At 77.2% G+C, this 11,043-nt stretch carries 14 protein-coding genes and 1 pseudogene; 3 read left to right on the top strand and 12 right to left on the bottom strand.

The window, feature by feature from the left end:
• Positions 1 to 515, bottom strand: a pseudogene (locus GSF02_RS10175) (hypothetical protein); the annotation flags it as partial.
• Positions 516 to 651: 136 nt separating this feature from the next.
• Here GSF02_RS10175 and GSF02_RS10170 point away from each other — a divergent pair.
• The gene (locus GSF02_RS10170) at positions 652 to 1,341 is read left to right on the top strand and encodes a TetR family transcriptional regulator (protein WP_159795506.1); all 690 of its coding nucleotides are present in this window, start codon (positions 652 to 654) and stop codon (positions 1,339 to 1,341) included.
• 56 nt (positions 1,342 to 1,397) lie between these two features.
• A complete protein-coding gene (locus tag GSF02_RS10165; RefSeq protein WP_159795504.1) occupies positions 1,398 to 2,468 on the top strand; it encodes an NAD-dependent epimerase/dehydratase family protein in 1,071 nt (356 codons plus the stop codon).
• A 28-nt stretch (positions 2,469 to 2,496) separates the two neighbouring features.
• On the opposite strand, the gene GSF02_RS10160 is transcribed toward GSF02_RS10165, so the two are convergent.
• From GSF02_RS10160 to GSF02_RS10110, 11 genes are all read right to left on the bottom strand, one after another.
• Positions 2,497 to 3,978 carry a M20/M25/M40 family metallo-hydrolase gene (locus tag GSF02_RS10160; RefSeq protein ID WP_159795501.1) on the bottom strand — a complete coding sequence of 494 codons (1,482 nt, stop codon included), beginning with the start codon at positions 3,976 to 3,978 and terminating at the stop codon, positions 2,497 to 2,499.
• 228 nt (positions 3,979 to 4,206) lie between these two features.
• Positions 4,207 to 4,647: an OsmC family peroxiredoxin gene (locus GSF02_RS10155; protein ID WP_159795498.1), complete on the bottom strand. Its 441-nt coding sequence runs from the start codon at positions 4,645 to 4,647 to the stop codon at positions 4,207 to 4,209.
• A 474-nt stretch (positions 4,648 to 5,121) separates the two neighbouring features.
• Positions 5,122 to 5,322 (bottom strand): hypothetical protein, encoded by a 201-nt coding sequence (locus GSF02_RS10150; protein ID WP_159795495.1) that lies wholly within the window; start codon positions 5,320 to 5,322, stop codon positions 5,122 to 5,124.
• Positions 5,323 to 5,362: 40 nt separating this feature from the next.
• Positions 5,363 to 5,551, bottom strand: a complete 189-nt coding sequence (locus GSF02_RS10145) for a hypothetical protein (protein ID WP_159795492.1) — start codon at positions 5,549 to 5,551, stop codon at positions 5,363 to 5,365.
• The gene (locus GSF02_RS10140; protein WP_159795489.1) at positions 5,548 to 5,733 is read right to left on the bottom strand and encodes a hypothetical protein; all 186 of its coding nucleotides are present in this window, start codon (positions 5,731 to 5,733) and stop codon (positions 5,548 to 5,550) included. The genes GSF02_RS10145 and GSF02_RS10140 overlap by 4 nt, the downstream gene beginning before the upstream one ends.
• Positions 5,734 to 6,195: 462 nt before the next feature.
• Positions 6,196 to 7,233 (bottom strand): S66 family peptidase, encoded by a 1,038-nt coding sequence (locus GSF02_RS10135; protein WP_159795486.1) that lies wholly within the window; start codon positions 7,231 to 7,233, stop codon positions 6,196 to 6,198.
• Positions 7,234 to 7,296: 63 nt separating this feature from the next.
• Positions 7,297 to 7,722 (bottom strand): D-aminoacyl-tRNA deacylase, encoded by a 426-nt coding sequence (dtd, locus tag GSF02_RS10130; RefSeq protein ID WP_069984002.1) that lies wholly within the window; start codon positions 7,720 to 7,722, stop codon positions 7,297 to 7,299.
• Between the two features lie 10 nt (positions 7,723 to 7,732).
• Positions 7,733 to 8,752, bottom strand: a complete 1,020-nt coding sequence (locus GSF02_RS10125) for an asparaginase (protein ID WP_159795483.1) — start codon at positions 8,750 to 8,752, stop codon at positions 7,733 to 7,735.
• A complete protein-coding gene (locus GSF02_RS10120) occupies positions 8,749 to 9,063 on the bottom strand; it encodes a DUF2516 family protein (RefSeq protein WP_159795480.1) in 315 nt (104 codons plus the stop codon). Before GSF02_RS10120 ends, GSF02_RS10125 begins: the two co-directional genes overlap by 4 nt.
• Positions 9,064 to 9,073: 10 nt before the next feature.
• Positions 9,074 to 9,499 (bottom strand): type II toxin-antitoxin system VapC family toxin, encoded by a 426-nt coding sequence (locus GSF02_RS10115; protein WP_159795477.1) that lies wholly within the window; start codon positions 9,497 to 9,499, stop codon positions 9,074 to 9,076.
• A 7-nt stretch (positions 9,500 to 9,506) separates the two neighbouring features.
• Positions 9,507 to 9,812, bottom strand: a complete 306-nt coding sequence (locus GSF02_RS10110) for a type II toxin-antitoxin system Phd/YefM family antitoxin (protein WP_159795474.1) — start codon at positions 9,810 to 9,812, stop codon at positions 9,507 to 9,509.
• A gap of 152 nt (positions 9,813 to 9,964) precedes the next feature.
• Here GSF02_RS10110 and GSF02_RS10105 point away from each other — a divergent pair, with 152 nt between their 5' ends.
• The gene (locus GSF02_RS10105) at positions 9,965 to 11,041 is read left to right on the top strand and encodes an acetamidase/formamidase family protein (protein WP_159795471.1); all 1,077 of its coding nucleotides are present in this window, start codon (positions 9,965 to 9,967) and stop codon (positions 11,039 to 11,041) included.
• The last annotated feature ends 2 nt before the right edge of the window (positions 11,042 to 11,043 follow it).

Here is an 11,043-nt window from a genome sequence, read left to right as displayed (position 1 = left end):
GCGTCGACACCGGCGGCGTCGGCGGCTGCGGCGGCGGCCTCGGCGACGTCGGGCGTGGGCTGCGCGGCGGCGCCGGCCCAGCGGGGCGCCCAGCGTTCCGCCACGTCGGCGAGCCAGGCGCGCACGTCGCGCGGCAGCGCCCGCCGGCCCGCGTACACCAGGCCCTCGGCCACGACCGCGCCCACGGTGAGCGCCTCGTCCGGCTCGTCGACGCCGGGCACGTCGACGACGGCGGTGGCGGCGCGCAGCGCGGCGACCTCCGTGGTGGCGGCCTCCGCGGCGTCGGACGCAGGCTCCGCGACACCGCCGGCGCCCGGGTCGCCCGCGCCGGTCAGCGCCACCTGCCCGGCGTCGGGCCGCAGCCGCCCGGTCGCCGCGAGCGCGAGCGCCGTGTGGCCGTGCCCGGGCTCGGCGGCGAGCAGCACGCGCTCGCCGGGGGACAGCACGAGGTCGACGGGGGCGAGCAGGACCTCGCGGCGGCCGTCGACACGGACCTGCGTGAGCTGGAGGGGCACTGACTACCTTGCCTGCGTGGAGAGCGGGACCGGCCGGTCCGGCCGGTGCGCCCGGCCGGGATCGGCCGTTGATCACTGGTCAACAACGGTACGCCCACCGTTGACCAGTGGTCAACAATTGGGGGACACTGGTCCGGTGAGCCCCGCCCGTCGCGACCCCGCCGACCGCCGTGCCGAGCTGCTCGAGGCCGCCCTCGCCGTCGCCGAGGCGGACGGCCTCGACCGCCTCGGCGCCGCCGCCGTCGCCGCGCGCGCGGGCGCCTCGAAGCCCCTGGTCTTCCACTACTTCGGCACGGCCGCCGGCCTGCGCCGTGCCGTGGCCGCGACCGCCGTCGACGACGCCCGCGCGGCGCTGACCACTGACGCGGCGCCGCCCGCACCGCCGGCCGGCCCGGCCACCGGCGCCCCGGACACCGGCGCACCGGCCACCGGCGCCCCGGACACCACGCGGGCGGCGGCCCGCCTGACCGCCTTCCTCGACTCCGTCGTCGCGCACCGGCACACGTGGCTGGCCGTGTGGCAGGGCGCGCTGGCGGGCGACGACGAGACGGAGGCCGCGCTCGCCGACCTGCGCGGCACGCTCGTCGAGCGCGTCACCGCCGGCCTCGGCGTCCCGCCGGCCGCGGGGCCGCAGGCCCGGCTGCTGACCCAGGGCTGGGTGGCGCTCGTCGAGCGGGTCGTCGCCGCGTGGCTCGAGGGTGGCTCGGGCGTCTCCCGGGCGGAGGTGGAGCGGCTCGTGCTCGAGTCGTTCCGCGTGCTCGCCGGCTACCTGGCCGGCGGCCCGGACGACGAGGCCGCGCGCGCGGGGCGGCCCGGGCCGGGCTAGCGTCGCCACAGGCGAGCTCGCCGGCGCACCGGGCGTCGGCGCCGGGAGGAGCGTCCATGCGCGTCGTCGTGGTGGGAGCGAGCGGCAACGTCGGGACGGCGGTGCTGCGCGCGCTCGCCGAGGAGCCCGCCGTCACGTCGATCGTCGGGGTGGCGCGCCGCGTGCCGCGCGCCGACGGCAGCAGCACGGTCGGCTACCCGCACGACCGGGCCGAGTGGGTCCGCGTCGACCTCGCGGGGACGGCCGACCACGTCCGGGGCGGTCTGGACAAGGCGCTGGCGGGGGCGGACGCCGTCGTGCACCTCGCGTGGGCGATCCAGCCGAGCCACGACCGCGCGTACCAGAAGCTCGTGAACGTGGGCGGCACCCGGGCGGTGCTGGACGCCGTGGTCCGCGCCGGGGTGCCGCACCTGGTGGTCGTCTCGTCCGTCGGCGCCTACTCCCCCCGTCCCGCGGACGACCACCTCGTCGACGAGTCCTGGCCCGCCCGGGGCATCGCCACGTCCGACTACTCCGTGGACAAGGCGGCGCAGGAGCAGCTGCTCGACGAGCTCGAGGAGCGCCACCCCGAGCTGACCGTGACCCGGTTCCGTCCGGCGCTGATGTTCCAGGCCGCGGCGGGCGCCGAGGTGGCGGGCATCTTCCTCGGCGTCCTGGCGTCGCGCGTGGTGCGCCTGGTCGGGACGTCCGGGCCCGGCACCCGGCCACGCTTCCCCGTGCTCCCCCTCCCGGCCGGGCTGCGGCTGCAGGCGATGCACGCCGACGACGCGGCCCGGGCCGTCCGCGCGGCCGTGGTCCAGCGGCAGGCCGGCACGTTTAACCTCGCCTCCGACGAGGTGCTCACCGGCCGGGACCTGGCGGACCTGCTGTCCGGCGGCCGCACGGTCGAGCTGCCCGTCGCCGTGGTCCGCACGGCGCTCGCCCTGGCGTGGCGGCTCCGGCTCGTCAGCGTCGGCGAGGGCTACCTCGACATGGCGATGCAGGTGCCGCAGCTCGACGCCGCCCGGGCCCGCGAGGAGCTGGACTGGGCGCCGCGGCGCACCACCCGCCAGGCCGTGCTCGAGATGGTCGACGCCCTGCTGGACGAGCGGGACGCCACGACGCCGCCGCTGTCCAAGGAGAAGTGACCGCCGGGACGAGCGGCAGGGCGCGCGGCTAGCTCGCCCTCGTCGCCTCCTCGGCCGCCCGCCCGGCCGCCTCCTCCGGCGTCGTCGCGCCGAGCTCGGCCCACAGGTGGGCCAGCGTGGCGGCCCCCGACAGCAGGACGTCGATGCGCACGCTCTCGTCGCTGTCGTGCCAGTTGTCCTCGACCAGCCCGGTGCCGAAGAAGAGGATCGGCGCGTCGACCGCCGTGGCCAGCAGGTCCGCCGGCCCGCCGCCGGCGTTGCCCATCCGGCCCACGTCGCCGACGTCCACGCCGAAGCCCCTGGCGATGGCACGCGTGAGGGCGTCGAGGGCGGGGACTTCCGGCGTCCGGTAGGCCTCCTGGGAGGTCGGCATGGAGACGGTCAGCTCGTGCCCGAACCGGTCGCCGACCCGCTCGTCCACCCACGCGCGCAGCTGGTCGGCGACGTCGTGCACCGACTGTCCCGCGACCGTGCGGATGCTGAGGTCGGCCGACGCCATCGACGGGATTGACGCCCGTGACACCCCGACGGGGTCGCCGGCCGTCATCGCGATGACCTCCAGCGCGGGCCGCTCCCACAGGCGCTCGAGCACCGTGTAGCCCTCCTCGCCGCCCACGCTGCGGGTGTGGGAGCGGATCAGCCAGTCCTCCTCGTCGAACGGCAGCCTCGCGAGGGCGTCACGGCGCTCCTGCGGCAGCTCCGGGACAGGGTCGTAGAAGCCCGGCAGGGTGATCCGCCCGTGGTCGTCGTGGAGCTGCGCGATCAGGCGGGCCAGCTCGACGGCGGGGTTGGGCGCAGCCCCGGACACGGCGCCGCTGTGGATGTCGGTGTACGGACCGTAGACCTCCAGCCGTGCACCCAGCATCCCGCGCACGCTGGTGCACGCCGCCGGGTGGTCGGTGCGCCAGAGCAGCGTGTCCGAGAAGACCACGAGGTCGGCGGCGAGCTTCTCGCGGTGCTCGTCGAGCAGCCGGGCGAGGCCGGGTGAGCCGGCCTCCTCCTCGCCCTCGACCACGAGCTTGAGGTTCACCGCGGGCCCGGTGCGCCGCGTCGTGGCGAGGTGGGAACGCACGCCCCACAGGTGCGCGGCGACCTGCCCCTTGGCGTCCGAGGTGCCGCGGCCGTACAGGCGGCCGTCGCGCGCGACGGGGTCGAACGGGGACGTCTGGTCCCAGTTGTCCTCCTTGACCGCGCGCACGTCGTGGTGGCTGTAGACCAGGACCGTCGGCGCGCCCGGCGCCTCGCACCACGCGCCGTAGACGGCCTCGCCGTCGTCGCCCGGCCACACCTCGGTGACCGGGAACCCGATGTCGCGCAGCGCGCCGGACAGCCAGTTGGCCGACCGCAGCAGGTGGTGGTGCCGCTCCGGCACGCCCGCCACCGAGGGGATGCGCACCCACTCCGAGAGGCGGTTCAGGAGGCGCTCCCGGTGGGCCTGGAGGTAGGCCGCGACGGGGTCGTCGGGGACGTCGTCGCGGGTGACGTCGGGGGCGTCGTCGACGGAGGCCATGGGCGGCCCCTCTCGCTGCGGTGGTCCGTGCGGCGCCGCCGTCGGCGGTGTCCCCTCCATCGTGCGGGCCTGCCCGGCCGGTCGCACGGGCGCGGCCGCCGCGTGCGGGCGGGTCCGCGCCCGCCGTCGGCCCCGCCCCGGCGGCATCGCGGACGGCGACGGGCCCGCACCATCGGTGGTGCGGGCCCGTCGGGCGGCCGTCGGACGGCCGGGGATCGGTCCGGGCCGTCAGCCCTCGTACTCGACGTCGAGGGTCATCTCCGGGACGTTCTTGAGGGCCACGGAGACCGGGCAGGTGTCCTTGGCCTCCTCGGCGGTCTTGCGGAACGTCTCCTCGTCCACGCCGGAGGCGTAGCCGCGGACCTTGAGCGCGATCTTCGAGATCTGCAGGCCGCCGGAGACCGGCGTGACGGTGACGTCCGCGGTGACCTCCACCTGCTCCGGCGTGCCGCCGGCCTTGCCGAGCAGCCCGGAGAACTGCATGGCGAAGCAGGAGGTGTGGGCGGCAGCGATGAGCTCCTCCGGGCTGGTGACGCCCTCGGCCTGGTCGGCGGTGCGGCGCGGGAACGAGACGTCGAACGTGCCGGTGCCGGAGCTCGTCAGCTCCACCTGGCCGGAGCCCTCGTTGAGGGTGCCGCTCCAGGCGGTGCGTGCGGTACGGGTGGCCATGACTGCTCCTTCGCTCGGGGGTCGGGGTTCACCGCCGCGCCCGCAGGCACGACGGCGTCGGTTCCGACCGTAGCGCCGCGTGGGCGGCCCTGCCGCGTCGGCGCGGCGGCCGCGGGTCGCCCGCGCGCCTGCCGCCTCGGTTCGGTGGGTCGCCCGCCCGGTGTGGTCGCTGTCCGGTGGTTCGCCCGTCCGGCGACTCCCCCGTCCGGTCGGTAGCCGCCCCGCTCCGCCGGTCTGTTCGGTGAATCGTTGGCTGATCGGCGATCCGGATCACCGATCAGCCAACGATTCACCGAACAGAGAGGTGGCCACGCCGACGACGACGGCGCGGGCGGCTGAGCGATCGTGGCCGGCCGACGACGACGGCGCGGCGCCTGACACCCTGTCCCCCTCGACCGAGGTCGGTTCGCGACACCCGGCACACGGCGTCGGTCGTCGGCGCCGCGGACGCAGCGTGGTCGCAAGCGGACGTGGTCAGCGACGCCGCAGCCGGCGACGTAGGCCGAGGCCGACGACGAGCCCGGCGCCCACGGCCCCGGCGACCACGATGCCGAGCGTCGCCCACGGCGCGAGCGTGCGGCCTACGGCGAAGACGGCTGCCAGGGCGACGATCCCGCCGGCGGCGGCCGCCGCGGCGCCGGCGAAGGTCGGCGCGTACTCACGCAGTCGTGTCATCCGCATCCCCTTCGAGTGTCGTCAGGTGCCGTCGGTCTCATCACCCGAGCCTGAAGAGCACCAGCGAGGAGAGGAACGCGACGAGGAAGTAGCCGACGCCGACGATCCCCCACCACCTCCTGCGCTCGAAGGGGTCGCCGCGCCGGCGCGGGTGCCGCACGGCGTACGCGAGCGACGCGGCGACCACCGCGAACGCGGACGCGAACAGCAGCAGCCCGAGAGCCCTCATCGTCCGTTCCCCTCCGCGGCGTCGTCGGCCGCCGACGACCGGCGTCGGCGCAGCGCCGCCCGGAGACCGGTCGCGAACATCCCCGCGTTGGCCAGCAGCGAGAGCAGGAGCAGGGTCCCGAGCACGTCGCCCGGCCAGGACGCGACCACGACCCCCGCCAGGACGAGGCAGCCCGCGGTCACCGCCGCGCACGTCGTCGCGGACAGCTCTTCTACCGGTCTCGGTCGGGGCACGGCACGACCTCCGTCGTCGTGCGCCGAGCGTAGGGCGCCGTCCGAGGTCCGGCGACCGGACCCGTGCTGCCCCGACCGTCGCCCCACCCGTTCTCCGCGGGTCTGTTCGGCGATTCGGCGGCCCGCTCCGCCGGTCTGTTCGGCGATCCGCCGCCCCGCCGCTGCGTTCTGGTCGGTGACTCGTGGGCTGATCGGTGACCCGCACCGCCGAACAGCCAACGATTCACCGAACAGACCGACGCAGACCAGTGCGAGGCGACGCAGACCAGGGCGAGGCGGCAGAGGGCGCGAACTGGCGGGTGCCCGCGCCAGCACGCGCCCGCCCGCGCCCGCACGTGCCCGCCGCGCGCCAGCACGTGCCCGCCCGCGCCCGCACGCGCCCGCACGCGCCCGCACGCGCCCGGGGGCGCCCTACGCCAGCGTCTGGGTGACCGACGACGCCGTCGCGTCGTGCCGCACCCGCGCCACAGCCCCGTTCACCAGCGCCAGGTAGGGCGGCACGTGGCCGCGCTCGACGTCCGCCAGCACCGGGACACCGAGGTCGCCGAGGGCGTCCCGGACGGCGTCGTGCTGGGTGAAGCCCTCGAACTCCGGGGCGCGCGTGCGGCTGACGAGGATGGCGTTCGCGGCGTCGAACCACCCGGCGTGCCGCAGGCCCCACAGCGCGCGGCCCACGTCGTTGGCGCTCCAGCCGAAGACGTCGAGGTAGACGACCAGCCCGTCGGGAGCGTGCGCGGCGGCGAAGCCGGGCACGTCGCCGTAGGCGGTGCCGGCGAGGAACGAGACCGTCTCGACGCACCCGCCGATGAGGCGGCCGGCGGCGTCGACGGGCTCGTCCGGGTCGGCGCCGCCGTCGAGCCGCACCCACGACCCGGGGGTGTCGAGCGTCCAGGCGGTCGACGTCGGGTCGGTCTCCCAGTCGTCCCAGCCGGGGCTGCGGTGCACGCGCGGGGACGCCTGCTCCAGCGTCGCGCCGGGCGGCGCCGTGGCGACGTCGAGCCAGCCGAGCAGCCCGGTCGGCGCGGCGTACGGCGAGTCCATGAGGTTGTGCCCGTGCAGCGTGGCGACGCCGGTGCGCAGCGTGAGCGGCAGCAGCGGGGTGGACAGGTCCGAGAACCCCACGAGCCAGGTCGGGTCCTCTCCGAGGGCGTCCCAGTCGAGGCGGCCCAGCAGGTCGATCGCGAGCTCCCCGCCCCACGGCGGCACGACGCCGCGCACCGCCGGGTCGGTGAGCATCGCGGTGAGCTCGGCGGCCCGGACGGGCGCCGGCGCGCTCACGATGCCGTCCGAGCGCAGCGCGTCGCCGAGGCGCACGGTGTAGCCGGCCGCGCGCAGGCGCTCGACGGCGAAGTCGAGGCGGCCGGCCAGGCGCGCGGGCACGCCCGACGACGGCGCGGTGACGCCGACGGGGTCGCCGGGCCGGAGCGGGCGCGGGTAGCGGATCGCCATGTCCCGCACCCTGCCGCACGGTGACACGCGCGGCAACGGTCGCCCCGCCCGCGCGCCCGGTCCTCAGGCCTCGACGAGCACCGTGAACGGCCCGTCGTTGACGAGCTCCACCGCCATGTCGGCGCCGAACCGCCCGGTCGCCACCTCGAGCCCGCGCTCGCGCAGCCGCTCGACGACGGCGTCCACGAGCGGCTCGGCGACGTCGCCCGGCGCCGCGGCCGACCACGAGGGGCGGCGGCCCTTGCGCGCGTCGCCGTACAGCGTGAACTGGCTGACCACCAGCACCGGCGCCTTCTCGTCGGCGACCGACCGCTCGTCGCGCAGGATGCGCAGCTCGGCGATCTTGCGCGCGACTGTGTCCGCCTGGGCGGGCCCGTCGTCGTGCGTCACGCCGACGAGGGCGACCACGCCGGGCCGGTCGATCGCGCCGACCACCTCGCCGTCGACGGTGACGCTCGCGCGGGTGACCCGCTGCACCACCGCCCTCACGCGACGGTCCTCATGCTCGGGCCCCCGCCGCGACGCCGGCGAACGGCACCCGCACACCGCCGACCGGGCGCCCGTGGCCGAGCACCGGCACGTCGCCGAGCGCGTCGAGGGCGCCGGTGTCCGCGCCGTCGACGTCGGCCGCCCCGGCGGCGCGCAGCACCGCGGCGAGGACCGCCGGGCGCGGTCGCCCCGCGCCGTCGAGCACCTTGAACGCGAACGCGGCGCCGCTCGGCAGCACGCCGGCGTAGACGCCCTCGGCGCCGTCCTTGCAGGCCAGCCCCGGCACGGCGCGCATCGCGGCGGTCGCGTCCCGGCCGGTGCCGGCCACCATCTCGGGGTGGGCGGCCATGGCACGCACGACCCGGCCGCCCGGGCCGTCGGCGTCGGCCGCCAGGCGCGCGAACGCCCGCGCGAGCCCGGTCAGCGAGGTGGCGAACAGCGGCGCACCGCAGCCGTCGGTCGTGGGGTGCAGGTCGGCCGGGTCGTCCCCGGTCAGGGCCAGCACCTCCGCGCGCACCGCCTGCTGCAGCGGGTGCGCCGGGTCCAGGTACGTCGCGGTGTCCCAGCCTGCCGCGACGCAGGTGGCGAGCATCGCGGCGTGCTTGCCGGAGCAGTTCTGCGTCAGCGGCTCGGGGCCGTGCCCGGCCTGCTGCCAGGCGAGGGCCGACGGCGCGTGCAGCGGCAGGTCGGGCGTGTTCTGCAGCGCCGCGACGCCGAGGCCGGCGCCGGCGAGGATCTCGCGCGCCCCGTCGAGGTGGACCGCCTCGCCGTTGTGGCTGGCGGCGGCCAGGGCGAGGAGCCGGTCGGGCAGGTCCAGGCCGGCGGGCAGCATCGCGGCGGCCTGCAACGGCTTGAGCGACGAGCGCGGGTAGATGACGGCGTCGGGCCGGCCGACCGTGAGCACGGGCGCACCGTCGGGGGCGAGGACGACCAGGTGCCCCAGGTGCACCGACTCCACGAGGTCGCCGCGCACCACCTCGGCGAGCAGCCCGGCGCCGTCGGCCACCGCGGGGGCCGCGGCGCCGCTCACCACTGCGGGCCCTGGTTGCGCGGGCGGCCGGTGCCGTACGGCTTGATCGCCGGGCGCACGTCCACCCAGTAGATGACTGCCGGCGCGATGGCGACGATGTTCAGCACCACGCCGATCAGCTGCAGCAGCCCGAGCAGGGCGAACAGCGCTCCCGCACCGAGGATGAGCAGCCACCGGTTCTTGGTGAGCTTGCCCTCGGAGGAGAACGCCCGCTCGGGTCGGCGCGCGGCATCGAGCAGCGCGATCACCGCCACCACGATGACGACGAGCGCGATGAGGTGGACGACGGCCCAGCGGAAGAAGTCGAGCACGGTCGAGAGCCTACGGGACCACTCGCAGGCCGCGGGAGCGTGCGGCGCCGGCCACGTGCTCGTCCCACGCGGCCACGAGGGTGTCGGGGTGCCCGACGGCGAGCGCCGAGGCCACGTGCAGCGCGTCCCCGGAGCGCAGCGGGACCGGGCAGTCGACGACGAGGTCGGCGGCGCGCCGGGCCACGTCGTCGCCCACCTCGACCACGTGCAGCGACGGCCAGACGGCTGCCCAGCGGTCCCGCGCCGTGGCGTGGTCCTCGGCGCTGATGATGCCGCCGCGCTCGCCCGCGGCGAGCGCGGCGCGCACCTCGGTGTCGGCGATGCGGCTGGTGACGACGACGTCGGCGCGCGCGAAGAGCGCCGCCGCGAGCGCCGTGCCCGGCTCGGGCAGCAGCAGCCTCACCAGCGCGGAGGCGTCGAAGTAGACGAGGGCCACGGCGGCCTCAGCGCCGGATCCGGCGCACGAGCCCGGCGAGGCCCGCCGCCCCGCCGCGCGGGCCGCGGGCCGCGGCCGGCGCACCGGCGACCACGCCGTCGGACGGCTCGGCGGCGTCGAGCGCCGGGCGGGGCGCCTGCGCCGGGGTGAGCAGGCCGTCGCGCACGAGCGTGCTCACGAGGTCGGCCGTCGCGACGCCGGTCAGCCGTGCCACGGGCAGGCCGCGGTCGGTGATGACCACCTCCTCGCCAGCGCGCGCCTTCTCGATCCAGGACTTCAGCTCGGCGCGCAGCGCGCTGACGGGCACCTCCATGGCAGGCGACCGTACCGTCCCGCGACGGGCGCCACCAGGGCCCGTGCCTGCCGCGGCCGGGCCAGGCCCGGCCAGGCCCGGCCGGGCCGCCATCGGCGCGCGTCGGGCAGGATGGCGCCGTCCCTCCCCCGCCGTCACGTCCCGGAGGCCTCGTGCCGCACGCCGCCCGCCCCGCCCCGACCTCCGCCGCGCCCACCGCTCCGAGCACCGCTCCGAGCACCGCCCCGACGCCTCTCGCCGTCGACGCCGTCCTGCCCACGACCCCCGACACGGCGCTGTGGGGCTGGTTCCTGCCGCACCGGGAGCCGGCGCTCGAGGTGGGCTCCGGCGCCGTCGTGCGCATCGACGCCGTGAACCAGGCGGGCGCGGCCGCACCCGGCGGCCCGCTCGCGTACTTCGCGGCGCTGGGCGTGGCGGCCGACGAGGTGCTGCCCGAGCTCGTGGAGGTCGCCGCGACGCCCCGCACCCCGGGGGCGTCCGGGCACGTGCTCACCGGGCCGGTGCACGTGGCGGGCGCGGAGCCGGGCGACGTGCTGCAGGTCGACGTGCTCGACGTCGCCCCGCGGGTGCCGTACGGCGTCAACGCCAGCGGGCACGGGGCCGGCGTGCTGCCCGACCTGCTCGACGCGCCGTCGGTGCGGCTGCTGCGGCTCGACGAGGCGGGCACGCACTACGAGTTCGGCCACGGCATCCGCGTCCCGGCCGCCCCGTTCGCCGGCATCATGGCCGTGGCGCCGCCGGACGACGCCGTGCCCGCCGGCGGCGTCGTCTCCGCCAACCCGCCCGACCGGTGGGGCGGCAACATGGACGTCAAGGACCTGGTGGCCGGCACCACCCTCTACCTGCCGGTGTTCCAGCCCGGCGCGCAGCTCTACGTCGGCGACACGCACGGGGCACAGGGCCACGGCGAGGTCAACCAGACCGCCGTCGAGCACTCCATGGCCCTCACCGTCCGGTGCACCGTCCGCAAGGACCTGCGCCTGACGTGGCCGCGCGTCGAGACGCCGGACCGGCTCCTGGCCATGGGTGCGCACGCGGACCTCGACGTCGCCCTGCGCGTCGCCGTCACCGAGGCGATCGCGCTGCTGCGCGAGCGGACCGGCGGGGCGCTCTCGCCCGCCGACGCCTACGCGCTGTGCAGCATCGCCGTGGACTTCGTCGTCGCCGAGGCGGTGGACGGCAACCAGCTCGTGACGGCCTCGGTGCCGAAGGCGCTGCTGGCCGGCTGAGG

Source organism: Puerhibacterium puerhi, assembly GCF_009846865.1.
GTDB lineage: Bacteria > Actinomycetota > Actinomycetes > Actinomycetales > Cellulomonadaceae > Puerhibacterium > Puerhibacterium puerhi.
This window is presented reverse-complemented; position numbering and strand designations above follow the sequence as displayed.